At 75.8% G+C, this 24,972-nt stretch carries 23 protein-coding genes; 12 read left to right on the top strand and 11 right to left on the bottom strand.

Annotated features, from left to right (window positions below; translation table 11 throughout):
* The first annotated feature begins 89 nt into the window (after nucleotides 1-89).
* On the top strand, nucleotides 90-1,001 hold the full coding sequence (locus AC069X_RS03180; RefSeq protein ID WP_478724514.1) for an alpha/beta hydrolase fold domain-containing protein: 912 nt from the start codon (nucleotides 90-92) through the stop codon (nucleotides 999-1,001).
* On the opposite strand, the gene AC069X_RS03175 is transcribed toward AC069X_RS03180, so the two are convergent.
* On the bottom strand, nucleotides 998-1,714 hold the full coding sequence (locus AC069X_RS03175) for a class I SAM-dependent methyltransferase (protein WP_478724512.1): 717 nt from the start codon (nucleotides 1,712-1,714) through the stop codon (nucleotides 998-1,000). The two genes, AC069X_RS03180 and AC069X_RS03175, sit on opposite strands and share 4 nt — an antisense overlap.
* A gap of 195 nt (nucleotides 1,715-1,909) precedes the next feature.
* Here AC069X_RS03175 and AC069X_RS03170 point away from each other — a divergent pair, with 195 nt between their 5' ends.
* A complete protein-coding gene (locus AC069X_RS03170) occupies nucleotides 1,910-4,063 on the top strand; it encodes a PP2C family protein-serine/threonine phosphatase (RefSeq protein ID WP_478724511.1) in 2,154 nt (717 codons plus the stop codon).
* A gap of 36 nt (nucleotides 4,064-4,099) precedes the next feature.
* Here the strand turns inward: AC069X_RS03170 and AC069X_RS03165 are convergent, their stop codons facing one another.
* The 3 genes from AC069X_RS03165 to AC069X_RS03155 form a co-directional block, all read right to left on the bottom strand.
* Nucleotides 4,100-5,893 (bottom strand): glycoside hydrolase family 15 protein, encoded by a 1,794-nt coding sequence (locus AC069X_RS03165; RefSeq protein WP_478724509.1) that lies wholly within the window; start codon nucleotides 5,891-5,893, stop codon nucleotides 4,100-4,102.
* 29 nt (nucleotides 5,894-5,922) lie between these two features.
* Nucleotides 5,923-6,441: a MarR family winged helix-turn-helix transcriptional regulator gene (locus AC069X_RS03160; protein ID WP_478724507.1), complete on the bottom strand. Its 519-nt coding sequence runs from the start codon at nucleotides 6,439-6,441 to the stop codon at nucleotides 5,923-5,925.
* A gap of 128 nt (nucleotides 6,442-6,569) precedes the next feature.
* Nucleotides 6,570-7,127, bottom strand: a complete 558-nt coding sequence (locus AC069X_RS03155) for a DoxX family membrane protein (RefSeq protein WP_478724505.1) — start codon at nucleotides 7,125-7,127, stop codon at nucleotides 6,570-6,572.
* A gap of 110 nt (nucleotides 7,128-7,237) precedes the next feature.
* Here AC069X_RS03155 and AC069X_RS03150 point away from each other — a divergent pair, with 110 nt between their 5' ends.
* Nucleotides 7,238-7,702, top strand: a complete 465-nt coding sequence (locus tag AC069X_RS03150) for a MarR family winged helix-turn-helix transcriptional regulator (protein WP_478724503.1) — start codon at nucleotides 7,238-7,240, stop codon at nucleotides 7,700-7,702.
* Here the strand turns inward: AC069X_RS03150 and AC069X_RS03145 are convergent.
* Nucleotides 7,671-8,759 carry an MBL fold metallo-hydrolase gene (locus AC069X_RS03145; RefSeq protein WP_478724502.1) on the bottom strand — a complete coding sequence of 363 codons (1,089 nt, stop codon included), beginning with the start codon at nucleotides 8,757-8,759 and terminating at the stop codon, nucleotides 7,671-7,673. The genes AC069X_RS03150 and AC069X_RS03145 overlap by 32 nt on opposite strands.
* A gap of 133 nt (nucleotides 8,760-8,892) precedes the next feature.
* Nucleotides 8,893-9,537 (bottom strand): hypothetical protein, encoded by a 645-nt coding sequence (locus AC069X_RS03140; RefSeq protein ID WP_478724500.1) that lies wholly within the window; start codon nucleotides 9,535-9,537, stop codon nucleotides 8,893-8,895.
* 139 nt (nucleotides 9,538-9,676) lie between these two features.
* On the opposite strand from AC069X_RS03140, the gene dhaK reads away from it, so the two are divergent.
* The 3 genes from dhaK to AC069X_RS03125 are packed head-to-tail and all read left to right on the top strand — an operon-like array spanning nucleotide 9,677 to nucleotide 11,734.
* Nucleotides 9,677-10,681, top strand: a complete 1,005-nt coding sequence (gene dhaK, locus AC069X_RS03135; RefSeq protein ID WP_478725085.1) for a dihydroxyacetone kinase subunit DhaK — start codon at nucleotides 9,677-9,679, stop codon at nucleotides 10,679-10,681.
* A 40-nt stretch (nucleotides 10,682-10,721) separates the two neighbouring features.
* The gene (dhaL, locus tag AC069X_RS03130) at nucleotides 10,722-11,330 is read left to right on the top strand and encodes a dihydroxyacetone kinase subunit DhaL (protein ID WP_478724498.1); all 609 of its coding nucleotides are present in this window, start codon (nucleotides 10,722-10,724) and stop codon (nucleotides 11,328-11,330) included.
* Nucleotides 11,327-11,734 carry a PTS-dependent dihydroxyacetone kinase phosphotransferase subunit DhaM gene (locus AC069X_RS03125; protein WP_478724496.1) on the top strand — a complete coding sequence of 136 codons (408 nt, stop codon included), beginning with the start codon at nucleotides 11,327-11,329 and terminating at the stop codon, nucleotides 11,732-11,734. Before dhaL ends, AC069X_RS03125 begins: the two co-directional genes overlap by 4 nt.
* Before the next feature lie 348 nt (nucleotides 11,735-12,082).
* Here AC069X_RS03125 and AC069X_RS03120 read toward each other — a convergent pair whose 3' ends face one another.
* A complete protein-coding gene (locus AC069X_RS03120; RefSeq protein ID WP_478724494.1) occupies nucleotides 12,083-12,490 on the bottom strand; it encodes an RNA-binding S4 domain-containing protein in 408 nt (135 codons plus the stop codon).
* A gap of 179 nt (nucleotides 12,491-12,669) precedes the next feature.
* On the opposite strand from AC069X_RS03120, the gene AC069X_RS03115 reads away from it, so the two are divergent.
* The 4 genes from AC069X_RS03115 to AC069X_RS03100 all read left to right on the top strand — a co-directional run bounded on the left by AC069X_RS03115 (nucleotide 12,670) and on the right by AC069X_RS03100 (nucleotide 17,254).
* Nucleotides 12,670-13,065, top strand: a complete 396-nt coding sequence (locus tag AC069X_RS03115) for a TOBE domain-containing protein (RefSeq protein WP_280915342.1) — start codon at nucleotides 12,670-12,672, stop codon at nucleotides 13,063-13,065.
* Nucleotides 13,066-13,192: 127 nt separating this feature from the next.
* Nucleotides 13,193-14,008 (top strand): molybdate ABC transporter substrate-binding protein, encoded by an 816-nt coding sequence (modA, locus tag AC069X_RS03110; RefSeq protein ID WP_478724491.1) that lies wholly within the window; start codon nucleotides 13,193-13,195, stop codon nucleotides 14,006-14,008.
* Nucleotides 14,009-14,181: 173 nt separating this feature from the next.
* Nucleotides 14,182-16,113 carry an ABC transporter permease gene (locus AC069X_RS03105; RefSeq protein ID WP_478724490.1) on the top strand — a complete coding sequence of 644 codons (1,932 nt, stop codon included), beginning with the start codon at nucleotides 14,182-14,184 and terminating at the stop codon, nucleotides 16,111-16,113.
* A gap of 226 nt (nucleotides 16,114-16,339) precedes the next feature.
* The gene (locus tag AC069X_RS03100) at nucleotides 16,340-17,254 is read left to right on the top strand and encodes a DUF4328 domain-containing protein (protein WP_478724489.1); all 915 of its coding nucleotides are present in this window, start codon (nucleotides 16,340-16,342) and stop codon (nucleotides 17,252-17,254) included.
* A gap of 3 nt (nucleotides 17,255-17,257) precedes the next feature.
* On the opposite strand, the gene AC069X_RS03095 is transcribed toward AC069X_RS03100, so the two are convergent.
* Nucleotides 17,258-19,330: a SpoIIE family protein phosphatase gene (locus tag AC069X_RS03095; RefSeq protein ID WP_478724487.1), complete on the bottom strand. Its 2,073-nt coding sequence runs from the start codon at nucleotides 19,328-19,330 to the stop codon at nucleotides 17,258-17,260.
* Between the two features lie 182 nt (nucleotides 19,331-19,512).
* On the opposite strand from AC069X_RS03095, the gene AC069X_RS03090 reads away from it, so the two are divergent.
* On the top strand, nucleotides 19,513-20,313 hold the full coding sequence (locus AC069X_RS03090) for a hypothetical protein (RefSeq protein WP_478724485.1): 801 nt from the start codon (nucleotides 19,513-19,515) through the stop codon (nucleotides 20,311-20,313).
* Nucleotides 20,314-20,527: 214 nt separating this feature from the next.
* Here AC069X_RS03090 and AC069X_RS03085 read toward each other — a convergent pair whose 3' ends face one another.
* Nucleotides 20,528-21,658 (bottom strand): DUF6777 domain-containing protein, encoded by a 1,131-nt coding sequence (locus AC069X_RS03085; protein WP_478724483.1) that lies wholly within the window; start codon nucleotides 21,656-21,658, stop codon nucleotides 20,528-20,530.
* Nucleotides 21,659-22,024: 366 nt separating this feature from the next.
* Here AC069X_RS03085 and AC069X_RS03080 point away from each other — a divergent pair, with 366 nt between their 5' ends.
* Nucleotides 22,025-23,293 carry a streptophobe family protein gene (locus tag AC069X_RS03080; protein WP_478724481.1) on the top strand — a complete coding sequence of 423 codons (1,269 nt, stop codon included), beginning with the start codon at nucleotides 22,025-22,027 and terminating at the stop codon, nucleotides 23,291-23,293.
* A gap of 48 nt (nucleotides 23,294-23,341) precedes the next feature.
* On the opposite strand, the gene AC069X_RS03075 is transcribed toward AC069X_RS03080, so the two are convergent.
* Complete coding sequence (locus tag AC069X_RS03075; protein WP_478724479.1) at nucleotides 23,342-24,346, bottom strand: serine/threonine-protein kinase; 1,005 nt, start codon at nucleotides 24,344-24,346, stop codon at nucleotides 23,342-23,344.
* On the bottom strand, nucleotides 24,346-24,966 hold the full coding sequence (locus AC069X_RS03070; protein WP_478724477.1) for an SH3 domain-containing protein: 621 nt from the start codon (nucleotides 24,964-24,966) through the stop codon (nucleotides 24,346-24,348). The genes AC069X_RS03075 and AC069X_RS03070 overlap by 1 nt, the downstream gene beginning before the upstream one ends.
* Nucleotides 24,967-24,972 lie beyond the last annotated feature (6 nt).

Genomic DNA, 24,972 nt, shown 5'->3' with positions numbered 1-24,972 from the left:
CACGCCTATGCTCCTCCCTGGACGGGGATGGGGCCCGGCGGCGGAAGCCGCGCTAAGGTCCCTGACCGGGGAAAAGGGGAGGTGAGGGCGTGCCGAGTCTGCGCAGCAGGGCGCTTTCGGCCGCGCTGGTGGCGACGGGGCGGCGAAGACGGTTCGCGACCGCCGAGGCGGTACGCGCGACGGTGGCGCAGGCGGCCCGGCGGCCCGCTTCGCACCTGCCGCCGCGCTCGCTGGGCCGGGTCGCGGAGCTGTCGCGGACCTTCGTCGGGGCCTGGCCGGTGTACGACGCCTCGCCGCGCGGGCAGGAGCCCGTGGCGCGGGTGCTGTACGTGCACGGCGGCGCGTACATCGACGAGCTGGTCCGGCCGCACTGGTCGCTGATCCGGACCCTGGTGACCCGGGCCCGGGCCCGGGTCGTCGTACCGGCGTACGTGCTGGCGCCGCGCGGCACCGCCGACCGGAACGTTCCGGTGGCCGCCGATCTGCTGAGCGGTCTGATCGAGAGCGGCGGCGCGGGCGGGACGGTGCTGATCGGGGACTCCGCCGGGGCCGGGCTGGCGCTGGCCGCCGCGCAGCGGCTCCGGGAGCGCACCGGGGCGCAGCCGTCGCGGATCGTGCTGATATCCCCCTGGCTGGACCTGAGCATGAGCCACCCGGGCCAGGCGGAGCTGGAGGCGGCGGATCCGGTGCTGACCCGGGCCGGGCTGGCCGAGGCGGGCCGGCTGTACGCGGGGACCCTCGCGGCGGACGACCCCCGGGTGAGCCCGCTGCACGGGTCGTTCGAGGGGCTGGCGCCGCTGACGGTGTTCACCGGCACCCGGGACGTGCTGGCGACCGACAGCCGGGAGCTGCGGCGGCGGGCCGGGGCCGCCGGGGCGCAGGTGGAGTGGCACGAGGAGCCGGGCCTGCCGCACGGGTACCCGCTGCTGCCGGTCCCGGAGGGGCGGGCGGCTCGGGACAGGATCGTCGAGCTGATCGGGGAGACCGCCGACCCGCGCTAGGCGGTGCACGTCATGAGCGAGCTGACCGGCCAGGCGCGGTACGCCGTCCAGTACGCCTCGTCGCGCGCGGCGTCGGCGGGCGGGGTGCGGGAGGGCTGCCAGCCGACGGTGCTGAAGCCGGCGTCGACGGCGGCTTCGGCGAAGTCGGCGTGCGCCCATTCGCGGTACTCGAAGTGCTGGGGGGGCTCGGTCAGGAACTGGGCCTTCAGCAGTGGCGCGTCGCCGTCCGGGACCCGGTCGAGGATGCGCATCCCGTAAGGGGACCAGTCGACGCGCGGGTAGGCGCCGGGGTTGCGGACGAGCGACAGCAGCCGTCCGCCGGGGCGCAGGTTGGCCCGGATCCCGCGGAACATGGCGTGCAGGGCCGCCCGGTCGGGGGCGTGGCTGAACAGGTAGACGGCGGTGGCCAGGTCGAAGGGGCCGAGCTGTGGCATGGCGGCGGCGTCCGCGACCACGTACTCGACGGGGGCGGAGGGCGGCGCGGCCGCCCGGGCCCTGCGGACCCGGTCCGGGCAGCTGTCGACGCCGACGGTGCGCCGGGCGCCGCCGCCGGCGAGCAGTGCGGCGGTGCCGCCGTGTCCGCAGGCCACGTCGAGGGTGTCGAGGTCGCGTACCCCGCCGAGGGCGTCGAGGGCGGTGCGGAGGGTAAAGGCGTCGGCGGCGGTGAAGGCGGCGCGGGGCGCCGGGTGCGTGTCGTCGTACTGGTGTCGCATGCCGGATGCCTCCCCGGCGGGGGCGCGGCCGACGGCGTGCGCGGCGGGCTGTCCCCCCTTCGGGGGAGGCGTTCGGCGCATCGCCGCTCCCCCGGCCCGTCGCCTGCCGGCCGGGGAGCCGCGGGCGCGGCGAGCGCGGCGGGCGCGGCGGGCGCGCGGGTGCAGCCGCCGGGGGCGAGGGCGCATCCTGGCTGTGTGACGGCGAGACCGGACAGCGGCGGCCCGGCCCCCGCCGCCACGGGCCGGGCGCTCGCGCGGGCGGCGTCGGGTGCCGTGGAGGCCGTCGGCGGGCACGCGGGCGGGGTCTACCTGCGCTCGGGCACCGAGGGCCTGCTGCGGATGGCCGTGATCACGGGCCTGCCGGGGCGGCTGTTCCGGCCCTGGTGGCGGATGCAGGTGAACCGGCCGTACCCGGTCGCCGAGGCGTACCGCACCGGGCAGTCCGTGCACCTGCCGGACGGGGAGGCGGCGATGCGGCGCTTCCCCCAGCTGATGGCCGGGCTCCCCTTCCCCTTCGGGTCGTTCTACGAGCCGGTGTGCGCCGGCGCCGAGCGGTTCGGGGTGCTGCTGGTGCTGCGCCCCGCGACGCCCGGGGCCACGATCGGGGCCGGTGAGCGGCAGCGGCTGCGGGAGGTGGCCGCCGGGCTGGCGCGGGAGCTGGCCGCGCTGGAGGCAGCCGGGGAGCCGGTGCTCTGGGACGGGGACCCGCTGTGCGTGCCCTGGCCCGCGCCCGCCGGGGAGGTCGGCCGGGAGACGCTGGACCGGCTGGGCACGGCGGTGCTGTCCGTGGACCGGCAGGGCGTGGTCGCCTTCGCCAACCCCGCCGCCGGGGAGCTGCTCGGGCCGGCCGCGCAGGGGCTGGGCGGGCGCGTGCTGTGGGAGGTGCTGCCGTGGCTCGGCCACTCCGCGTACGAGGACCACCTGCGGGGGGTGTTCGTCGCCGGTGAGCCGGTGCGCTTCGAGGCCCGGGCCGTGGCTTCCCCGGACACCGGGCCGGAGTCCGGGCAGTGGCTGTCGGTGGGCCTGTTCCCGGGGCCGTCGGGGGTGACCGTGACCCTGGAGCCGGCCGAGACGCCCGCGTACGCGCCCGGTTCGGTGTCCCGCCCGGGCGCCGGTCTCGGTTCTCCGGCCGACCGGGCCTCCGCCCTGTACCGGCCGGTGGCCCTGGCGATCGCGCTGACCGAGGCGGTCACCGCGCGGCAGGTGTCGGCCGTGGTCACCGAGGAGCTGCTGCCCGCGTTCGGCGGCCGGCAGCTGGCCATCTACGTGCTGGACGAGCGGCACCTGTACCTCGCCTGGGAGACCGGCTTCCCCCAGGGGTTCCTGAGCCGCTTCGACGGGGTCTCGCTGCACGAGCGGCTGCCGGGCGTGGAGACGCTGACCTCGGGCCGGCCGCTGTTCTTCGAGTCGATGGAGCATCTGGCGGCGGCCTATCCGGGGATCCCGCTGGACGCGGAGGTCGGGGCCCGCGCCTTCCTGCCGCTGATCGCCTCCGGCCGGCCGGTGGGCTCCTGCATCCTCGGCTTCGACCAGCGGCGCGGCTTCAGCCCGGAGGAGCGTACGGTCCTCACGGCGCTGGCCGGCCTGATCGCGCAGGCCCTGGAACGGGCGCGGCGCTACGACAGCGAGGCGGCGCTGGCCCGCGGGCTCCAGGCGGCGCTGCTGCCGCGCCGGCTGCCGGTGCGGGGCGAGGTGACCACGGTGGGCCGGTACCTGCCCGGTACGGACGGCATGGACGTCGGCGGCGACTGGTACGACGTGATCGCGACGGCGGCGGGCCCGCTGGCGCTGGTCATCGGGGACGTCCAGGGGCACGGGGTGGCCGCCGCCGCGACCATGGGCCAGCTGCGCAGCGCGGTACGGGCCTTCGCGCTCAGCGGCAACACCCCGGACGAGGTGGTGCGGGGTACGAACCAGCTGCTGATCGACCTGGATCCGGGCCAGTTCGCCAGCTGCTGCTACGTGCTGCTGGACCCGGGCTCCGGCCGCGCCCTGGCCGCCCGGGCCGGACACCCGCAGCCCCTGCTGCGGCACGCCGACGGGCGGGCGGAGGTGCTGGACCTGGCGGGCGGGGTGCTGCTCGGGATCGACCCGGGGGCGCGGTATCCGGTGACCGAACTGGCGCTGGGGCGGGGCGGGGTGCTGGCCCTGTACACCGACGGGCTGGTGGAGACGCCGGGCGCGGACATCGACGACGGCGTGGAGCGGCTGCGGGCGGCCCTGGCGGCGGCGCGGCCGTCCCCGCTGACGGAGACGGCCGACCGGCTGGTCGCCGAGGCGGCCCGTACCGCCGACCGCCCGGACGACATCGCCCTGCTGCTGGCGTCCCGCGTGCGCCCGGACACCTGAAGGCCGCGCACGGCGGAGGGGGAATCCGCGCGGGGGTCAGCCGGCGGTTCCGGAACCGGTCAGGGCGATCGCGGTGTTCACCAGGCCGACGTGGCTGAACGCCTGGGGGAAGTTGCCGAGCTGGCGTCCCGCCCGCGGGTCGTACTCCTCGGCCAGCAGGCCCACGTCGTTGCGCACCGCGAGCAGCCGCTCGAAGAGTTCGCGGGCCTCTTTGGTCCGGCCGGTCAGGTGCAGGGCGTCGGCCATCCAGAAGGAGCAGGCCAGGAAGGTGCCCTCGTCGCCGGGGAGCCCGTCGACGGAGGGGCCCTCGGTGCTGTAGCGGCGCACCAGGCCGCCGCTGCCCAGCTCCGCCCGTACGGCGTCGACGGTGCCGATGACGCGGGGGTCATCGGGCGGGAGGAAACCGACGCGGGGGATGAGCAGGGTGGCCGCGTCCAGCTCGCGGGAGCCGTAGTACTGGGTGAAGGTGCCCCGCTCGGGGTCGTAGCCCTTGTCGCAGACGTCACGGTGGACCTCGTCCCGCATGGCCCGCCAGCGCTCGACGTCGCCCTGGAGGTGCGGGGCGTTCTCCAGGGTGCGCACGGCCCGGTCGGCGGCGACCCAGGCCATCACCTTGGAGTGGGTGAAGTGCCGGCGCGGGCCGCGCACCTCCCACAGTCCCTCGTCCGGGCGGTGCCAGTTGCGTTCCAGGAAGTCGAGCAGGGCGAGCTGGATCTTCCAGGAGTGCCGCTCCGCCGCCAGCCCGGAGGCCCGCGCCAGGTGCAGGGCGTCCAGTACCTCGCCGTACACGTCCAGCTGGAGCTGGTCCACGGCGGCGTTGCCGACGCGGACCGGGGCGGAGGAGGCGTAGCCGCGCAGCCAGGGCAGTTCGGTTTCGGGGATGCGGCGCTCACCGGCGATGCCGTACATGATCTGGAGGTCGGCCGGGTCGCCCGCGACGGCGCGCAGCAGCCAGCCGCGCCAGGCCCGGGCCTCGTCGAGGAAGCCGGTGGACAGCAGGGCGCCCAGGGTGAGGGTGGCGTCGCGGAGCCAGCAGTAGCGGTAGTCCCAGTTGCGGACGCCGCCGATCTCCTCGGGCAGGGAGGTGGTCGCGGCGGCGGCGATGCCTCCGGTGGGGGCGAAGGTGAGGGCCTTGAGGGTGATCAGCGAGCGGAGGACGGCCTCCCGGTACGGCCCCTCGTAGCGGCACTGGGCGGCCCACTCGCGCCAGTCGGCGAGGCTCTGCTCCAGGGCCTCGTACGGGTCGACCTGTTCGGGGCGCGGCTCGTGCGAGGGGTGCCAGGTCAGTACGAAGGCGACCTTCTCCCCGGGGCCGACGGTGAACTCCGAGCGGGTGCTGCGGTCCTCGCCCCAGGTCCGCACGGGCGGGTCGCTGCGGAACCAGGCCGAGTCGGGGCCGGCGACCGCGACCCGGTCGCCCTCGCTGCGCCGGACCCAGGGGACGACGTGACCGTAGTCGAAGCGCAGCCGGAGGGTGCTGCGGACGGTGACCCGGCCGGAGACGCCCTCGACGATCCGCATGACGTCGGGCGCGCTGTCGCGCTGCGGCATGAAGTCGACGACCTTGACGGTGCCCTCGTCGGTCTCCCAGTAGGACTCGAGGACCAGCGAGTCGTCCAGGTAGGCCCGCCGCGTGCACCGTTCGCCGTTCTCGGCGGCGGCCGGGGCGATGCGCCAGTGGCCGTTCTCCTTGGTGCCGAGGAGCGCGGCGAAGCAGGCGCCGGAGTCGAAGTGGGGCAGGCACAGCCAGTCGATGGACCCGTCGCGGCCGACCAGTGCGCTGGTCATCAGGTCGCCGATGAGTGCGTAGTCTTCGATGGGTTGTGTCATTCATCCGCTTTTCCCGCAAACCCCGGGGGTCAATCAGCCCGCCCCGGGACGGCCTCGGCGGGCCGGGCGGCGGCCTCGACGTTGGCGGCCATCCTGCGGAGCACCCGGAGGGCGGCGACGTACTCCGCGTCGTCGATGCCCGCGTGGACGACGGCGCGCAGCTCGGTCACCAGGGCGCGCAGCCGGAGCCGGGCGGCCTCGCCCTCGGCGGTGAGGCGGAGCCGGCCGTCCCCGCTTTCGCGGATCCAGCCGCGGTGGAGCAGCTGGTCGAGGACGCGGGCGATCTCGTGCGGCCCGTCCGCGAGGGGGGTCAGCTGGGCGGTCACCTCCTCGCGGAACGGCGGCTCGGCTCCGCCGTCGATCCGGTTGAGGACCCAGTACTGCGGCTGCGTGACGTCGGTCCGCGCCATGGCGTCGCGCAGATGGCGGGTGACGGCCTCGTGGACGAGGCCGCTCCAGTAGCCGATGGGCTGGCCGGCCAGCGCGTCGTCGGCGGCGGCGGGGTCGGCGGGCGCCTGGTCGGTGGTGGTTCCACTCGGCGGTTTCATGATCACAACGCTACTCCGGACGGGGGACCACACGAGCGGAACCGGTTCCCCCGCCCGACAGAGGGCCCAGGGTCTGTCGTCAGACTGCCGTCGTCGCCCGGGGGGGGACGGGAGTCCGACGACAGGCCTCAGTTGCGGATGAGGAGGGTCACGGCGGCGAGGACCACGCCGAGGGCGAGGGCCTGGGCGCCGAGGGCCAGGCGGTGGGTGCGCAGGGCGGGGACGGGCAGGAGGCGGTCGACCGCGTGGCGGCCGGGGCCGGCCAGGGTGAGGGCGGCGGCGGCCGCGGCGAGCAGGAGCTCGTACTCCATGCCCTTGGGGGCGAAGAAGGCGCCGGCGCCGTGGACGGCCAGGGCGTTGATCATCGTGCCGGTGACGGCCGCCCCGGCGAGCGGGGTGAGCAGGCCGAGGGCGAGGCCGAGGCCGCCGAGGGTCTCGGTCAGTCCGGCGACGACGGCCATGGCGTCGCCCGCCGGGTAGCCGCTGGCGGTGAAGAACTGCCCGGTGCCGCCGATCCCGCCGCCGCCGAACCAGCCGAAGAGCTTCTGGGTGCCGTGGGCGGCCACGGCGAGGCCGAGGACCACGCGCAGGAGGAGCAGTCCGGCGTCCTGGGCGGAGGTGTCGGCCGCGGGGGCCGCCTGGGGGGCGGCCGGGGCCTTCGTCGCGGTGGCGGTGGCGCTGGTCATGGGGGGTCCTTCCGGTCGGGCGGCCCGAGGGGATTGGTTCAAATTCGAACCTGCTTGAGTCCGACCCTAGCCAGTGATTCAAATTCGAACAACTCGTGTACCCTGGCGCCATGGCTGAGACGAGATGGCTGGACGAGCGCGAGATGCGGGCCTGGAGGGGCTTCCTGGCGGCCTCCGCGCTGGTGAACCGGCATCTCGACCAACAGCTGAAGGACGACTCCGGACTCTCCCACCCCCAGTACGAGATCCTCGTGCGGCTCGCGGCGGCACCCGACCATGAGCTGCGCATGACGGAACTCGCCAACGGGCTCATCAACTCCAAGAGCGGCCTGACCTACCAGGTCGGCCAGATGGAGAAGGCCGGCCTCGTCCGCCGCCGCAGCTGCCCCTCCGACGTGCGCGGGGTCTTCGCCGTGCTCACGGAGGCGGGCCGGGCCCGCCTGGAGGAGGCCGCTCCCGGCCATGTCGCCGCCGTGCGCGAGGTGCTCGTCGACGTGCTCACCCCCGAGCAGCTGGACGCCCTGGCCGACGGCCTGGGCGAGGTCAGCCGCCGGCTGCGGGAACAGGGCGCCTGACGCGACGTCCCCCCGCCTGGGCTCCGGGGAGCGCGGGCCGGGACCAGAGGAGTCCGGCGGTGTCCGGTTCCGGGCGCAGGCCCAGTTCGCGCAGGAGGTTCACCGCCATCATCGCGGTGAACAGCGGGTTCGGGTTGGCACCGGTGACGCCCAGGGCGGTGGCGGCTTCCGCGCAGCCGGCGGTGAACTCGGCCGCGCGGACCGGCCCCGTACCGCCGGCCAGCCGCAGTGCCGCCGCGTGCAGGGCCGCGGCCTGGTCCAGCATCCCCTCCAGATGGGGAACCGCCTCGGCGGCTCCGCGTACGGCGAAGGTGTGCCCGTCGGTGAGGAGCTCCGCCGCACCCTCCTCGAAGAGGCCTGCCGCGGCGCCGAGCACCGTCTGGATCTTGAGCTGGTCGGCGTCGGCCATCGCACCGCAGGGCCCGTTGGCCTCGTCGGACAGGTGCAGCACTCCACTGTCCCTCAGGTGCACGATCACGTGCCCCGCGCAGTGGCCCTGGCTGCGCAGCACCCGGACCGCGCCGTCGGCGAAGGTCCAGCCGCCGAACCGCAGCGAGCCGATGGCGATCCGCTCCGGCGGGCGTTCCTCGTAGGTCCGGGTCGTCGCGCCGAAGGGCCGGAGCGGCCGGAAGAGCGACACCACCTTCTCGGCGGCCCGCCGGGGCGGCGCGGGCAGCACGCCCAGCCCGTCGACGTGCTCGAAGGCGCGTACCCAGTACGCCACCGGGTCCCTCATCTGGTCGACGTCGGCGGCGGGCACCCAGTGCTCGGCCGGCCCGCCCAGTTCGTCGGCCAGGTCGTTGTTGCCGATGTGGTCGAGGTGGCCGTGGGTGGTCAGCAGCAGCACCCGGGACCACGGCCCGACCCGGCCGGCGGCTTCCCGCAGCGCCGCGCGGAACGGCTCCGTGACGCCGGTGTCGACCAGCACGAGGGTGTCGCCCGCCCGGTGGACGAGGGCGTTCGCCACGTCGGGCCGGTCGTGCGCGAGGTCCAGTTCCTGCCCGGCGACCAGTACGGTCCTGTCGTCGATCGCGATCAGGTCACCCAGCGCGGTCATCGGTCCTCCCGGGAAGCCGTCGGAGGCGGGGCGCGCCCCGCCGACGAGCGTACGCCGCTCCGGCGGTCCCCGCCCGGCCGGCCGGGGCCGCCGGGGACCGGACCGCGGGCCCCGGACCGCGGGCCGCGGCGGCTCAGGTGAAGGCGATGGCCGCCCCGGTGGCCACCGAGAGCCGCGCCGCCCGGATGAGCTGGAGACAGACGTAGGACTCGACGCCGTGGCGCTGCCAGCCCGTGGCGGCCGGCTCCTCCGCGTCGGCGGCCTCGAAGACCTCCTCGGAGTGCGGGTCGAGGTCCTCCGGCAGACCGAGCGCCGCGGCGAGCCGCCGGACTTCCGCCAGCAGCCGCACGGAGGAGCCGAGGGAGCCGCCCGGCACCTCCTTCCCCACGATGACCCGCGCGCAGTCCACCGGCACGTAGTAGCCCTCGCAGTCCGAGTGGTGGACCAGGTGGTCGAACGGACCGGGCGGGCCGGCCGGCTGCGCCCCGTAGGCCCGGGCGAGGAGCGGGTCGCGGTGGGCCTGGCGGTCCTCCTCCAGCGGCTCAGGCAGGCGTCCTTCCACCGCGAGGTGGACCGCCAGCCGGCGGAGCGTGTGCAGGCCCGAGTAGCCCCACGCCTGGAAGTAGGCGGGCTCCCCGCCGCGGGGCTCCGGCTCCTTCCACGGCCGCGCTCCCGCGCGTTCCAGCAGTTCGCCGATGACGGCGAAATCGGCACGGACCAGGTCCGCGTAGTCGTCCTCGGCGTCGGCCAGGACACCGACGCTCAGGTTCAGCCCCATGGCTTGATCATGTCAGGACCGCCCTGCTCCGGCCGCGCCGCGCCCGCGTTCCGCCACCGGAGCGGGGCCCGCTGCCCTAACGTCGGCGGCAGGTCACAGGACCGGACAGGACTCCGCCGCACCGGGAGGTTTCGTGAGGATGCTCATCAACTCCGCCGACACCGTGGTCTCCGACGCGCTGCGCGGGATGGCCGCCGCGCATCCCGAGCTCGACGTCGACGTGGAACGGCAGGTCGTCGTACGGCGGGACGCGCGCACCGGCGGGAGAGTCGGGCTGGTGTCCGGCGGCGGCTCCGGGCACGAACCGCTGCACAGCGGCTTCGTGGGGCCCGGGATGCTCTCGGCGGCCTGCGCCGGCGCCGTGTTCACGTCTCCGGTGCCCGATCAGGTGCTCCACGCGGCGCACGCCGTCGACGCCGGCCAGGGGGTGCTGTTCGTCGTCAAGAACTACACCGGCGACGTGCTGAACTTCCGGATGGCCGCCGAGCTGGCGGAGGAGGACGGGCTCCGGGTGGAGAGCGTCCTCGTCGACGACGACGTGGCCGTGACCGACAGCCTCTACACGGCCGGGCGGCGCGGCACCGGAGCCACCCTCTTCGTGGAGAAGATCGCCGGGGCGGCCGCCGAGGAGGGCGCGCCGCTGGACCGGGTCGCCGCGCTGGCACGGCGGGTCAACGGCTCCTCCCGGAGCTTCGGCGTGGCCCTCGGCGCCTGCACCACCCCGGCGAAGGGCAGCCCCACCTTCGACCTGCCGGACGGGGAGCTGGAGCTGGGCGTGGGGATCCACGGCGAACCCGGCCGGGAACGGCGCGCCATGATGACCGCGCGGGAGATCGCGGAGGTGGCCGTGGGGGCCGTACTGGACGACCTCGACGCGGCGGATCCGCCGGCGGCGGGCGGGCCGGTGCTGCTGCTGGTCAACGGGATGGGCGCGACCCCGCTGCTGGAGCTGTACGGCTTCCACGCGGAGGTGACCGCGGTCCTGGCCGCGCGGGGCGTGCCGGTGGCGCGGGCGCTCGTCGGAAACCACGTCACCTCCCTGGACATGGCGGGGTGTTCGGTGACCGTGTGCCGGGCGGACGACGAGCTGGTGCGGCTGTGGGACGCGCCGGTGCGGACCGCCGCCCTGCGCTGGGGCTGCTGAGATGGCGGTGACCGAGGTACGGGACGGTGGAGGAGACGGGATGCGTGACGCGGGGTTCTTCCGGCGCTGGATGGAGGCCGCCGCGGCGGCGGTGGAGCGGGAGGCGGACCGGCTGACCGAGCTCGACTCCCCCATCGGGGACGCCGACCACGGGGCCAACCTGCTGCGGGGGTTCACGGCCGTGCGCTCGGCGCTGGCCGGGGCCGACCGGGCGGCCGTGCCCGGCGCGCTGCTCCAGCTGGCGGGGCGCACGCTGATCTCCACGGTCGGCGGCGCGTCCGGGCCGCTGTACGGGACGCTGCTGCGGCGCACCGGCAAGGAACTCGGGGAAGCCGCCGAGGTCTCCGACGAGGAGGTGCGCGCCGCCCTGCACGCGGGGGTCGGCGCGGTGGCCGAGCTGGGCGGGGCGGCGCCGGGCGACAAGACGATGCTGGACGCGCTGGTCCCGGGGGTCGCGGCGCTGGGTACGTCGTACCGTGCCGCCGGGGACGCGGCGGACGGCGGGGCCAGGGCGACGGTTCCGATACTGGCCCGCAAGGGCCGCGCCAGCTACCTCGGGGAGCGCAGCATCGGGCACCAGGACCCGGGAGCCACCTCGGCCGCCCTCCTGCTGGGCGCGCTGGCCGACACGGCGGAGGGGGCCGCGTGAGCGCCGGGGCGCTGGTCGGGCTGGTGCTGGTGTCGCACAGCGCCGGGGTCGCGGAGTCGGTGGCGGAGCTGGCGCGGGGCCTCGCGGCGGGCGGGGCGGTGGCTCCGCTGGCCCCGGCGGGCGGCACCGCCGACGGCGGGCTGGGCACGAGCGCGGAGCGGATCGTGGCGGCCGCGGCGGCGGTGGACCGGGGGGCCGGGGTCGCGCTCCTCGCGGACCTGGGCAGCTCGGTACTGACGGTGAAGGCGCTGCTGGAGGACGGGGAACTGCCGCCGGGCTCCCGGCTGGTGGACGCGCCGTTCCTGGAGGGCGCGGTGGCGGGGCTGGTGGCCGCCTCCGCGGGGGCCCCGCTGGACGCCGTGGCGGCGGCGGCCGAGGAGGCGTACGCGTACCGCAAGGTCTGAGCCGTCCCAGCCCCGCCGCCGCCAGAGACCCGGGGCCTGGGGCTCCGGCCCCGGGAGACGGGGTCGGCGCAACCCCGAGCAAGCAGGGCCCTGGGGCGCAGCCCCCGGAAGGCGAGGCCCGGGCGCAACCCGCAGGAAGCAGGGCCCGGGGGCGCAGCCCCAGGAAGCGAGGCCCAGGACACAACCCCCGGACAGGGCCCGGGACACAGCCCCCAGGAAGCGAGGCCCGGGCGCAACTCCCGGAAGGCGAGGCCCGGGCACAGCCCCCGGGGAACGGGGTCCGGGGCGCAGCCCCCGGGGAACGGGCTAAGGGTGGGGCGGGGAGCACTTCCCCGGCCCCGCCGGGGGCTAGCGGCCGCGGAGCTGGTCCATCTCCCGCCGGTCGCGCTTCGTCGGGCGGCCCGTACCCCGGTCACGGATGCCGACCACCGCCGCCTCCACCGGCGTCGGCGGCGGCGGGCTGTTGTCCACGTAGCACTCGGCGGCCACCGGCGGCCCGACCCGCTTCGTCACCGGCCGCCGGACCACCACGACGCGCTCGCGGCCCGCGTGGAAGAGCCGTACCTCGTCCCCCGCCCGCACCTGCTGCGCCGGCTTCGCCCGCTCGCCGTTGACCTTCACGTGGCCCGCCCGGCAGGCCGTCGCCGCGACGGAGCGGGTCTTGGTGAGCCGGACCGACCAGATCCAGGCGTCCACCCGCGCGGTTCCGGTCTCCAGCGGGGCCGCCCCCGACTCCGTGGTCCTCGTACCGGTCAACGGTCGCTCCGTCCCTGCGTCGGCCGTGCCTGCCACGCCCGCCATGCCCCGACTCTAGTGATCCGGCGGCCGTGAAGCGGAATGCTTTTTGGCGGATACCACAAGAGCGGTGGCATCTGCGATAGAGATCGCGCCAAACGAATTGCACATGCGGGTTCCGAGCGCCTAACTTGTCGCGCATGCAGTCCTACACCATCGGACAGGCGGCGCGTCTGCTGGGCGTCAGCCCGGACACCGCGCGCCGCTGGGCCGACGCCGGCCGGGTCGCGACCCATCGCGACGAGGGCGGCCGTCGCCTGATCAACGGGCGCGACCTGGCGGCCTTCTCCGTCGAGGTGGGGCAGGGCGCCCACGCCGAGGACGGCGAGCCGTACACCTCGGCGCGCAACGCCTTCCCCGGGATCGTCACGGCCGTGAAGCTCGGCGACGTGGCCGCCCAGGTCGAGATCCAGGCGGGTCCCCACCGCCTCGTCTCCCTCCTCACCCGCGAGGCCGTCGAGGAGCTCGGGCTGGAGGTCGGCATGCAGGCCACCGCCCGCGTGAAGTCGACCAGCGTGCACATCGACCGCACCTGACCCGAACCTTCAGGGCCACCCGGCCCGTCCGCTCGTCCCCACCCGCTCCGCCCGTCACCGGCGCGGGTCACCTCCGCGCGGTTCCGGCACCCGGCCGGCCGCCGACCCGACCGAGGAGCACCTGCTCATGTCCGTCACCCCGAACCGCCGCCGCGTCGCCGCGGCCGCGCTCACCGCCGCCCTGCTCGTTCCGCTGTCCGCCTGCGGCGGCGGCGCCGACGAGAAGAAGGCCGACGCCTCCTCGTCCCCCTCGGCTTCCGCCTCCGCCGGGGCCAAGGCCGCGAGCCTGACGATCCTCGCCGCGTCCTCCCTCACCGACGTGTTCAACACCGCGAAGGCCGCCTACGAGAAGTCCCACCCGGGCACCAGGCTGAACATCTCCTACGCCGGTTCGCAGGAGCTCGCCGCCCAGGTCAAGCAGGGCGCCCCGGCGGACGCGCTGGTCACCGCCGACACCAAGACGATGGACGGCCTCAGGGGCGAGACCAACGACCCCGCGATCATCGCGAAGAACCGCCTGGTCATCGCCGCCGGCAAGGACAACCCCTTCAAGATCGACGAGCTGAAGGACCTCGCCGACACCAAGATCAAGGTCGTCCTGGCGGCGCCCGAGGTCCCGGTCGGCCGCTACAGCAAGCAGATCCTCGACGCCCAGAAGATCGAGGTGAAGCCGGTCTCCCAGGAGCCCAACGTCCGCGCCGTCCTGAGCAAGGTCGAGCTGGGCGAGGCCGACGCCGGTCTCGTCTACAAGACCGACTCCGCCAAGTCCGGCGACAAGGTCGTCACCGTGGACATCCCGGACGACCAGAACGCCGTCGCCTCCTACCCGGCCGCCACCCTCAAGCAGTCCAAGAACGCCGAGGCCGCCGCCGCGTTCGTGGCCTGGCTGAGCTCCCCGGAGGCGCAGAAGATCCTCCAGGACGCCGGTTTCCAGAAGCCGTAACGGCCCTCGAAGCTCCGGAGGGGGCTGCCCGGTCCAGGGGGGGACGGGCAGCCCCTTCCGGCGTGTCCGGCGGCCGCGCCCGCGTCGCGGGGACCCGCGCCCGTCCGCTCCGTACCCTTCTCCCGTCCGGCGGCATCCCGCCCCGGCCCCCGACCAGGAACGCCCATCACCCCATGAGCAGACTCCGCACCCGCACCCGGCCTCCCGTGACGCTGGCGCTCCCCGCGCTGCTCGCCGTCGCGTTCCTGCTGCTGCCGCTCGTCGGCATCCTCATCCGCACCCAGTGGGGAGAGCTCGGCGAGCACCTCACCAGCCCCGGCGTGGTCACCGCCCTGAAGCTCTCCCTGCTGGTGTCCCTGTGGGCGCTCGGCCTCTCGCTGGTCCTCGGAGTGCCGCTCGCATGGCTGCTGGCCCGGGTCGAGTTCAAGGGGAAGGCCTTCGTCCGTTCGCTGGTGCTGCTGCCGATGGTGCTCCCGCCGACCGTCGGCGGTGTCGCGCTGCTCCTCGGCTTCGGACGGCGCGGTCTGCTCGGGCCGTGGCTGGAGGAGAGCTTCGGCGTCGCCCTGCCCTTCCACACCTCCGGGGCGGTCGTCGCGGCGACCTTCGTCGCCATGCCCTTCCTCGTGATCAGCCTGGAGGGGGCGCTCGGCGGTTTGAAGCAGAGCTACGAGGAGACCGCCGCCTCCCTCGGAGCCTCGCCGGTCCGGGTGTTCTTCACGGTGACCATGCCCATGGTGGCCCCGGGCCTGGTCGCGGGCGCCGCCCTCACCTGGGCCCGTGCGCTCGGCGAGTTCGGGGCGACCATCACCTTCGCCGGCAACCTGCCGGGCACCACCCAGACCCTGCCCCTCCAGGTCTACCTGCTGCTCCAGGACCAGCCGGAGGCGGCCACCTCGGTCTCGCTGCTGCTGCTCGCCATCGCCATGGGCGTGCTCATCGCCCTGCGCGGGCGCTGGACGGGAACCCCCGTGGCCCCGAAGGCGCCCGCGGCCGGGCCGGAGGCGCCCGCCCCCGCCGTCCCCGACGAGGCCCCCGCCCCCGCCCCCGCCCCGGCCCGGGCCGGTGACGGCCGCTGGCCCCTGCACGCCGAGGTCACCGGCTTCAACGAGCTCACCCTCCACGCCGAACCCGGCACCACCATCGCCGTGGTGGGCGAGAACGGCGCCGGCAAGACCACCCTGCTGCGCGCCCTGCTCGGCCTGACCCCGCGCGCCCGCGCCGAACTGCGGCTCGGCGACACCGACGTCACCGCGCTGCCCCCGCACAAGCGGCAGGTGGCGTGGGTGCCGCAGGACGGCGCGCTGTTCCCGCACCTCAGCGCCCTCGCCAACACCGCGTACGGGCTGCGCGCCCGCCGGGCCGGCCGCGCCGAGGCCCGGCGCGAGGCGCAGCTGTGGCTGGACCGGCTCGGCGTGGGCCACCTCGCCCAGCGGCGGCCCGCCCAGCTGTCCGGCGGGCAGGCCCAGCGGGTGGCCCTGGCCCGGGCGTTGGCCGCGCGGCCCCGGCTGCTGCTGCTCGACGAGCCCCTCGCCGCCCTCGACCAGACGACCCGGGCGCACGTGCGGCACACCCTGCGCAAGCACCTGGCGGGCTTCGGCGGGGTCTGCCTGATCGTCACGCACGATCCCGTCGAGGCGGTGTCACTGGCCGACCGGGTCCTCGTACTGGCCGACGGGCGCACCCTGCAGGACGCGCCGCCGGCCGAGGTCACCCGGCATCCGCGCTCCCCGTGGGTGGCCCGGATGCTGGGCCGCAACGCCTGGCCCGGCGCCGCCTCCGCCGAGGGGCTCGCACTCGCGGGCGGCGGCCGGCTGGTGGTGGCGGAGACGCTGCCCGAGGGCACCCAGGCCCTGGCGATCATCGCCCCCGAGGCGGTGTCCCTGCACCGCAACCGTCCGGTCGGCAGTCCCCGCAACGTCTGGCCCGGCACCGTACGGGAGATCACCTCGGCCGGCAGCCGGCTGCGCGTGCTCGTCGCCCCGGACGAGGCCCCCGACCTGGTCGCGGAGATCACCCCGGAAGCGGCCGCCGAACTCGGCGTGGCGGACGGCACGCGGGTCTGGACGAGCGTGAAGGCCACCGAGGTCACGCTGGTGACCCTCTGAGCGGACGCCCGCCCGCGTCCCTTCGCGGCGGCCCCGGCGGGTTCCGGACGTTCCCCGACGGGTTCCGGCCGGGAAGGGCGGTACGCGCGGAGAACCGTTTGGACGACGTGTGCGGCGCTGACATATGTTCGGCGCTGCCGTACCGGAGTTCGACCGGCCGGTGCATCGCCGACCAGCGCATCGCTGACCAGCGCACTTTCGCACGTCCCGTGGGGGGTCCTTCACCATGTCCTTCAGCGCACCCGGAGCGCAGCCGCCCCCGCAGGGCCCCGGCCCGCAGCCCCCGTACGGGGCGGCCCCCTACCCGGCCGCCCATCCGGCGGTCCCCCCGCAGCCCGGACAGCCGTACCCGGGCCCGCCGGCGCCCGGCAACCCGTACCCGGGCCCGTCGGCGGCCGGGAACCCGTACGCCGTTCAGCAGTTTCCGGGAACCCCCCACCCCTACCCGGGCTCCGCCTTCCCCCCGCCGCCGCCCGTCCAGCCGCTGCGCTCCCCGCAGGTCCTCTCGACGGTGCTGACCGTGCTGCTCTGCGTCGCGGGCCTGGTCAACCTCTACTCGGCCGCGGCCAACCTCTACGCGTGGGCGCTGATGCGGGACGTCGTGGCGGACCCCTCCTCGGTCCCGGACGACAGTCTCGACCTGTCCGACGGTCTGACCGGTCTCGCCGGGTCCCTCCAGGTGCTGGTCCTGGCCGTGACGGCCGTCGTCTTCGTCATCTGGTTCCACCGGGTCCGCGTCAACGGCCAGGTCTTCCGGCCCGACGGGTTCACCCTGGGGAGCGGGTGGGCGATCGGCTCCTGGTTCGTGCCCCTCGGCAACCTCTTCCTGCCGTACCGGGTGGCGAAGCAGACCTGGGAGGCGAGCGTCCAGCTCGCACCGGACGGCTCGTACCGCCACGTCTCGGCGGCTCCCGTGACGGCCTGGTGGGTGGTGTGGGCCGTGTCCATGGTCTTCGACCGGATCTTCGGCACGGTGTACGTCCGCACGGAGACCCCCGAAGGCCTGCGTGACGTCTCCGCGTTCGGCGCCGTCGCCGACCTGACCGTGGTCGCCGCCGCCGTCCTCGCGGTGCTGTTCGTCCGCAAGCTGACCGCCCTGCAGAACGTGAAGGCCGCTCAGGGCCCGTACGCCGCCGTCTGACGCTCACTCCGCCGCGGCGCCGGGGGCGGGCACGTCGAACTCGCACCACACGCACTTGCCCGCGCCCCGGGGCTCCACGCCCCAGGCGTCCGCGAGCCGTTCGACCAGCAGCAGGCCCCGGCCCGACACCGCCCAGTCCCCGGCCTCGCGGCGCCGGGGCAGGGCGCTGCTGCCGTCCTCGACCTCGATGCGGATCCGGCCTCCGGCGGTCAGCCGCAGGGCGACCTGGCCGCCGCCGTCGGTGTGCACGAGGGCGTTGGTCATCAGCTCGTCCGCGGCCAGCTCGATCTCGTCGGCCCGGTCCCGGGCTCCCCAGGCGGCCACCGCCGCCCGGATCAGGTGCCGGGCCATGGCCGGGCCGTCCGCGTCGCCCGGCACCAGACGCTGGCGCAGCGGGCCGCCGCCGCGCGGAGCGGGGGTGCCGCGCCGGCGCAGCAGGAGCAGCGCCATGTCGTCCCCGCCGCCCGCGTCCCCGACGACGTCGCACAGCACGTCGGCGAGTTCCTCGACGTCGGCCGGGCCGCTGCACGCCGCCTCCAGGAAGGCCCGCATGCCGGTCTCGGAGTCGCCGCCGGGGCGTTCGACGAGGCCGTCGGTGAACATCATCAGGGTGTCCCCGGGGTGCAGTTCGAGGGTGGTGACGGGATATCCGGAGCCGCTGCCCTGCTGCTCGCGCGGGGGCAGGCCGAGGGGGAGCCCGCCCACCACCCGGACGCGGTGGCAGCTGCCGTCGCCGCGCCGTACGACCGGGTCGAGGTGCCCGGCCCGCACGATGTGCAGCATCCCGGTGTTCAGGTCCAGCTCGGCGTAGGTGCAGGTGGCGAAGCGTTCGGCCGCCAGGTCGCGCAGGAAGGCGGAGGCCCGCGCCAGCGCCGTGCCGGGGGTGTGGCCCTCCAGGACGTACGCGCGGAGCACGATCCGCAGCTGGCCCATGACGGCCGCCGCGTCGGTGTCGTGGCCCTCGACGTCGCCGATGGTCACCCCGACGCGTCCCTCGCCGAGCGGCACCACGTCGTACCAGTCGCCGCCGATGTCCCGTCCGATCCGGGCGGCCCGGTAGCGTACGGCGATCCGCGCGCCCGGCACCTCCGGGATCACCCGGGGCAGCATGGCCCGCTGGAGGCCCTCGGCGAGGTCGTGCTCCTGCTCGAAGAGCATGGCCCGCTGGAGTCCCTGCGCGATCCCGCTGCCGAGCGCCACGAGCAGGTTCCGCTCCTCCGCGTTGAAGTCCCCGTCGCGGGTGTACAGCAGTCCGAGCGCGCCGACGGGCCGGCCCTGGGCGATCAGCGGCAGGTAGACCCCGCTGCGCACGGACAGCGGCTCGATGTAGGGCCACAGCAGCGGGTAGCGCCGCTGGAACTCCTCCCGCGAGGCGATGAAGACCGGCTGGAGGGTCCGTACGGCCTCGCTCATCGGGAACTCGGCGTCGATGCGGGTGTACTCGATCTCGGGCACGTACGAGCCCAGCTGCCCTTCCGCGACCAGGTGGATCCGGCCGCCGTCGACGATGCCGAGCATGACGCTGACGGCGCCGAGGTGGCCGAGGGCCTCGGGGTCCTTCAGGACGTCGGTGACGTCGTTGACGGTGCGGGCGTGGGCGAGGATCGCGGTGGTGCGCTCGACGACCCCGGTCATCCTGCGGCGGCCCTCGTCGCGCTCCCCCGCGGCCCCCGGCTCGCCGGGGTCCTGGGCGGCGTCGCGGAGGATCCCGATGATCCGGTACGGGCGGCCGTGCGGGTCCCGCAGGATGTGTCCCTGGACGTGGGTCCAGGCCGCCGCGCCGTCCTCGCGCAGGGTGCGGAAGTAGGCCCCGTAGTGGCTGCGGCCGTCCTTCAGCGCCTGTTCCACCCGGGTGTCCAGCCGTGCCCCGTCGCCGGGCACGACACGGCGGCGCAGCCCGGCGGGCGTCCCGTCGAACTGCTCGGGGCGCAGGTCGAGGACCTCGAGAGCGGTGGCGTCCAGGTACATGCGCCCGCTGTCGAGGTCCCAGTCGAAGGTGCCCATGCGGTTGAGCGCGAGGCTCAGGTCGGGCCGCGCCGGCCAGTCGACCTCCGGGGTCCGTCCCCGCTGGTCCATGCAGCCAGGGTCTCACTCTTCCCCCTGCGCGGCAGCGCTTCCGCGACGTCAGGACCGCTGCCCGCGCGGGACGCTGGTGCCGGCGGGCGCGGGCGGGCGGCAGGGGCGGGCGGCGGTTTGCCGGGCCCGACGCGCGAGCGGACAATTGGATCATCCCATCCGTCTGAGAACGGGGACTCCCCATGACAGACACGACACGCCTGCGGTGGCTGTACCGGGCATCGGTCGGGACCGGGATGACGTGCGGACTCGCGCTCGGCCTCGCCACTCCGTCCTCGGCGTCCTCCCTGCTCAGCCTGAAGCTGGACGCCCCGTACGTGACCGTCTCCTTCCGCGACACCGAAACCCAGGACGAGAGCAACACCCTCATCCTCCGACCGCAGGAGGGCGGCACGGAGACCCGGCAGGTGGCCCTGGCCGGCGAGGTGCCGGGGGTGAACAGGACGGTCGTCAAGCGGCTCAACGCCGGCATCAGCCCGGGTGTCGGCTACTGCGCGACGGTCAAGGTCGCGATCAGGGGCGGAGAGGGCCCCATCCCGTCCTTCGGCACGACCTACGAGACCCCCCAGGTCTGCTCGAAGCCCGCCGACTCCCCCGGCGCCGCGCCCGACCTGGCCATCGGTGCCATCACGGGCGAGGCCAATCCGCCCGTCGGCACCAACCGCAACTACTGGGTCAGCTACTCGAACTCCGGTGGCGAGGCCAAGGGCGCCGTCATCGAGGTCGTGGCCTCCGGTTCCCTCGCGCTGCGGCGCGCCCCGGAATCCGGGACCTTCAACGGCTTCACCTGCTCCGCGACCGGAACCACCGGCTTCCGCTGCACCGGCGGCACCCTCGCCAAGGGCGCCAAGAACCAGATCCCGCTGCTGGCCACGGTCACCCGGGCCGGCCCCGGAGCGGTCCACGCCACCATCTCCGTGCCGGGCGACGGCAACCCGACCGACAACGCGAGCACGGAAGGCGTCATCGCCGTACCGCGGTAGCGCTCGGCATGCGCCCGGACACCGGGCGGGACCCGGACGCTGGGGCCTGTCGTCAAACTTCCGTCGTCGCCCGGAGGGCGGCCCCGCGGCGTCTGGTGCGTGCTCTCGGCGTGCCGGGCGGCAGCCCTCGTACGGGACGTACTCGGGCTTCCGCCCGGTGCGGCGAGAGCGCGTGCCAGGCGTCGCGGGGCAGACGGAAGTTCGACGACAGGCCCTAGGAGGGAGGGGAAGCCCCGCCCGCCGCCGGCGGGGACGGGCCGGGCGAGGAGGCCGGGGGCGGGGGCGGCGGGCTGGACGCGGGGGTGTCCGGAGCGCCGCTCGTCCGGTCGTCCCGCAGGGCGGGCGGCGCCGAGGACGGCGAGCCGGTCGTGCCGTCGGGGCTCTCCGTCGCGGGCTCCGAGGTGGAGGGCGGCGGCGGGGTCAGGGACGGGCCGAGGGGCGACGGCTGGATGACGGCCGGCGGCGAGTCGGCGGGAGGGGAGACCGCGGGCGGGGAGACGGCGGGCGGGAAGACCGCCGGGGGCGGCGAGACCACCGGCGGGGAAACGACCGGCGGGGAGACGACGGGCGGGCCGACCGGCGGGGCGACGGGCTTGTCCGGCTCGGGGGCCGCGCCGCGGTCGCGTTCGAGCCAGCGGCGGTCGCGGTGGTCGTAGATGACGAACTTGTGCACGACCGTCACCGACGGCGCGACGACCACCACCTGGGCCGGCCGGTACGAGGCCCAGGGCTCTCCGAACCGCTTCGGATCGGCCTTCAGCGCCACCGGCGGGCCCAGCGGGTTCCCGCAGGCGCAGCGCACCCTCGGCATCCCCCGGTCGTCCACGAGCACGGCGGTCCCGGCCTGGAGCACGGCCTGGTAGGCGGTGGCCCGGCCGTCGCGGTAGCCGTGGTTGGTGACCCGGGTGTCGATCCGCAGCCGCACCGGGGTGAGCGAGCGCAGGTGGCCGGGAACGGCGGAGGGCCTGATGCCGAGGGCGGAGGCGAACGCCGCGTTCTTGGCGGGCTGCGCGGTCAGCACGGTGATCTGCTTCTCGACGTCACAGCTGGCGACGTCCTTGGTGCCGCCGTACAGCCCGGGCGCGGAGCCGCTGACGCTGCGGGTTCCCGAGGGGCCGGTGGGGGTGGCGGTACCGGGTGGCGGGCTCACGGGCGGCGGGGCCGCCTCCTCGGCCGCCGTGGACTCGGTGAACGGGTCCCGCCCGGCCGCGGCGGCCGGCTGGAGGAACACCTCGGCCCCGGCCTGCTGCCGGGTGCCGCCCCCGCCCCCGCCGGGCCGGGTCAGCACCACCACCAGGGTGACCACGGCGGCGAGCGCCACGGCCACCGTCGCCAGCCCGGGCACCGACCGCCACCAGGGCCCCCGGGGCGGTTCCCCGCCGGAGGGCGGGGCCGGTGGAGGCGGCGGGGGCGCGCCGCCCCCGCCGGAGAGCGGCCCGGAAGGCGGCCCGGTGGGCCGCCCGGGGGACGGCGGTGGGGGCGTCGAGGGCGGTGCGGGCGACCGCGGTGACGACTGCGACGGCGGAGGCGACGGCGGCCGGTCCGGCTGTGGCGGCCGCTCGCCGGAGGGTTGCGTGGTCACGGGCCCTTCTTCCCAGGCGGGCGGAGAACAGCGGAATCCGGGTGAACCGGGGTGTTTCCGGCACTCTTGCCGACCATTGTGTGCGCCGTCCAGGTGGTGCCCGCAAGCCGGGGATGCCACCGTTGCAGGGTGAGCCGTACCTCCGCGAGGACGTCCGCGAGCACCTCGGCGGCGGCCTGGCGGGACGCACTCGTCGCCGTCGTGGCGGGCTTCGCGGTGATGACCGCGGTGGCCGCCGCCGGTCTGGCCTGCGCGGGGGCGGGCGATCTGCCCGGCGGGGCGTTCCCCAGGGTGGTCGCGGCCGTCGTCGTGATGGCGGCCGGGGGTGTGGTCGAGGTCTCCGGTGACGCGGGGCTGCTGGCCGGTGCCGACGCGAGCCTGTCCGTACTCCCGCTCTCGGTCGGCCTGGCCGGGGCGCTCACCACCGGGTGGCTCTTCCTGCGCCCCCTGCGCCACCGCGCGGTGGCCGGACCGCGCGAACTCCTCGCCCGGGCCGCCCGGTCGGCGGCGCTGTGGCTGGTCCTGCTCGCCCTGTACGCGCTGCTCGCCCGTCAGACGTTCGGGCTGTCCACGGGCGACTCCCCGCTCGGGGAGCTCGGCGAACTCCTCGACTCCGCCCCGACGGTGGGCTTCCGGGCGGCACTCGGAGCCACCCTCCTGTTCGGACTGCTGTGGTTCCTGGGCCTGTTGCTGATCGCCCTGCTGGTCTCCCGCCGCGCACCGCTCCCGGCGGGGCTGCTCCGCTTCCACACGGCGGTGCGCCCGGCCGCGCACGCGACGGCCGTGCTGCTGCTGGCGTACGTGGTGCTCGGCGTCGGCGTCGGCCTGGTGGTGGCCGCCACCCAGGGGCACGCGGCCCGCACCCTGGCCGTGCTGCTGCTCGGCCTGCCGAACCTGGCCTGGCTCGCCCTGACCGTGGGCTTCGGCGGTGCCTGGCGGGGCGAGGCCGAGGGGCCCTTCGGCCTGCCGGTGCCGCAGCTGCTGGACCAGGTGCTGCGCGGCCCCGGCGGTTCCACCGTCGACGCGGCCTCCCTCGCGGAGCGGGACTCCCGGGCGTGGTGGCTGGTCGTGGTGGCCGCCGTCGCACTGCTCGGCACGGGCGTGCTGGCCGCCGTACGCTCCCCCGCACACGTCCGCCCGTGGCAGCACGCGCTGCACCTGGCGGTGGCGCTGGGGCTGGCGACCCTGACGGTCTGTCTGCTGGCCGGGGTGCGGGCCCGGTTCGGGCTGTCGCTGCTGGGGCTCGGCGACGTCGCGGGGCTGGGCGGCCGGGTCGAGCTCACCCCGTACCTGTGGCGGACGACCGGCCTCGCGCTGCTGTGGGGCGCGGTGGCGGGCTTCCTCGGCGCTCTCCTGGCCCGCCCCCTGCGCCACCCGGGCCGGGTCCCGGAGGACTGAGGCGTCAAGGAGCCGCCCAGGAGCCGCGGACGACCGGCGCGGTACGGCCTACCGCCCCCGGAACACCGGCAGCGCCCAGCGGGGCGGCGGAGGCGGCGGGCCCTCGTCCGGGGCCGGCCCACGGCCCCGGTGCGCCCCGGTCACGCCGGTCACGCCGGTCACGCCGGTCACCCCGGTCGCCCCTGCACCCGCACGGCGCAGCGCGCCGGTGAACTCCAGGCAGGTCCCCCACCTGTCCTCGGGTGCCTTCGCGAGCGCCCGGGCCAGCACCGCGTCCACCTCCGCCGGGAGTTCCGGGCGGAGTTCGCCGGGCGGGGGCGGCGGGTCGTACTGGTGGGCCCAGAGCAGGGCCATGTCGTCCTCCCGCCGGAAGGGCGGGCCGCCGGTGAGCATCTCGTGGACCACGCAGCCGAGGCTGTAGACGTCGCAGCGCCCGTCGACCGGTTTCCCGGCGATCTGCTCGGGCGCCACGTAGTCGAGCGTCCCGACGAACTGTCCGACGCTGGTGAACCCGGTGAGCGACAGGGACTTCTTCGTGAGGCCGAAGTCCGTCAGGTAGACGTGTTCGGGGTGCTCGCTGTCCGTGCCCTCCGCGACGAGGATGTTGCCGGGCTTCACGTCCCGGTGGACCAGGTCGTGGGTGTGGGCGGCGTCGAGGGCGGAGGCCACCTGGCCGGCGATCCGGGCGGCCGTCCCGACGGGCAGGGGGCCGGTGCGGTCCAGCAGGGCGCGCAGGTCGTGTCCGGCCACGTAGCGCATGGCGATGTAGAGGAGGCCGTCGGACTCGCCCGCCTCGAAGACGGGCACGATGTGCGGGTGGTCGATGGCCGCCGCCACCTTCGACTCGTGGGCGAAGCGCTGCCGGAAGGTGTCGTTGCGGGCGAGCTGGGGGGCCAGCAGTTTCAGGGCGACCGTCCGGTCCAGGCGCAGGTCGCGGGCGCGGTAGACGACGGCCATCCCGCCGCGCCCGATCTCGTCCTCGACGAGGTAGCCGGCGAACCGCCTGCCGGTCAGCTCGGAGGCCCGTCCGACGGGATCGCCGGTTCCGGCCATCAGGGGCCTCCCCCGCCGGGCGGGTCGGCGATGCGCGTGGGCTCGTGCGGTGTCTCCCGTACGCCGGCCCGTGCCGCGGCGTCCGTCTCGCCCGGCTGCGGCTGCGGTGCGGGCGGGGCGGCCGGTTCCGAGACGACGGCGTAGGTGGTCAGGCGGCTCCCGTCGGTGTAGAGCCACCGGCCCTCCGTCTCCTCGTACAGCCACACGGAGTCGCCGTCGATCACGATCCCGGCGCGCAGGTCCCGTACGGCCCGCCGGAAGCCGTCGGCACCGGCGGGGCCGAGGGCGAGCTCCCGCAGGGCCCGCCGGTAGCGGTCGAGGGCGTCGGCCGTGCGGGTCAGGAGGGGGGCGGGGTCCTCGGTGCGCGCGAGGGGGCGGCCGGCGGTCGGCGGCGGCTGGGGCACGGCGACGAGGAGCCGTCCGTCGACCCAGGCGGACCAGCCGTTGGCGCAGAGGATCTCCGCCCATTCGCCCTGCCGGGACAGCAGCCGGACGGGGAGGAAGGGGTCCAGGGCGGCGGTGGGCCGGGTGACGTCGGGCGCCTCCCAGGCCGGCAGGCCGTCCTGCGGGACCACGTGGGTGGGGCGGAAGCCCGCGGCGGGTTCCGGGGGGCCGCTCATCGCCGG

The sequence above is a fragment of the Streptomyces sp. NPDC043896 genome, assembly GCF_056435605.1.
This window is presented reverse-complemented; position numbering and strand designations above follow the sequence as displayed.

Bases quoted from the DNA above. Each gene is read 5' to 3' on its own strand.
- AC069X_RS03165 (WP_478724509.1), bottom strand. From the start codon at position 5,893: ATGACACAACCCATCGAAGACTACGCACTCATCGGCGACCTGATGACC.
- AC069X_RS03100 (WP_478724489.1), top strand. From the start codon at position 16,340: ATGTCCTTCAGCGCACCCGGAGCGCAGCCGCCCCCGCAGGGCCCCGGC.
- AC069X_RS03155 (WP_478724505.1), bottom strand. From the start codon at position 7,127: ATGACCAGCGCCACCGCCACCGCGACGAAGGCCCCGGCCGCCCCCCAG.
- AC069X_RS03160 (WP_478724507.1), bottom strand. From the start codon at position 6,441: ATGAAACCGCCGAGTGGAACCACCACCGACCAGGCGCCCGCCGACCCC.
- AC069X_RS03075 (WP_478724479.1), bottom strand. From the start codon at position 24,346: ATGGCCGGAACCGGCGATCCCGTCGGACGGGCCTCCGAGCTGACCGGC.
- modA (WP_478724491.1), top strand. From the start codon at position 13,193: ATGTCCGTCACCCCGAACCGCCGCCGCGTCGCCGCGGCCGCGCTCACC.
- AC069X_RS03175 (WP_478724512.1), bottom strand. From the start codon at position 1,714: ATGCGACACCAGTACGACGACACGCACCCGGCGCCCCGCGCCGCCTTC.
- AC069X_RS03090 (WP_478724485.1), top strand. From the start codon at position 19,513: ATGACAGACACGACACGCCTGCGGTGGCTGTACCGGGCATCGGTCGGG.
- AC069X_RS03140 (WP_478724500.1), bottom strand. From the start codon at position 9,537: ATGGGGCTGAACCTGAGCGTCGGTGTCCTGGCCGACGCCGAGGACGAC.
- dhaL (WP_478724498.1), top strand. From the start codon at position 10,722: ATGCGTGACGCGGGGTTCTTCCGGCGCTGGATGGAGGCCGCCGCGGCG.
- AC069X_RS03095 (WP_478724487.1), bottom strand. From the start codon at position 19,330: ATGGACCAGCGGGGACGGACCCCGGAGGTCGACTGGCCGGCGCGGCCC.
- AC069X_RS03070 (WP_478724477.1), bottom strand. From the start codon at position 24,966: ATGAGCGGCCCCCCGGAACCCGCCGCGGGCTTCCGCCCCACCCACGTG.
- AC069X_RS03150 (WP_478724503.1), top strand. From the start codon at position 7,238: ATGGCTGAGACGAGATGGCTGGACGAGCGCGAGATGCGGGCCTGGAGG.
- dhaK (WP_478725085.1), top strand. From the start codon at position 9,677: ATGCTCATCAACTCCGCCGACACCGTGGTCTCCGACGCGCTGCGCGGG.
- AC069X_RS03105 (WP_478724490.1), top strand. From the start codon at position 14,182: ATGAGCAGACTCCGCACCCGCACCCGGCCTCCCGTGACGCTGGCGCTC.
- AC069X_RS03115 (WP_280915342.1), top strand. From the start codon at position 12,670: ATGCAGTCCTACACCATCGGACAGGCGGCGCGTCTGCTGGGCGTCAGC.
- AC069X_RS03145 (WP_478724502.1), bottom strand. From the start codon at position 8,759: ATGACCGCGCTGGGTGACCTGATCGCGATCGACGACAGGACCGTACTG.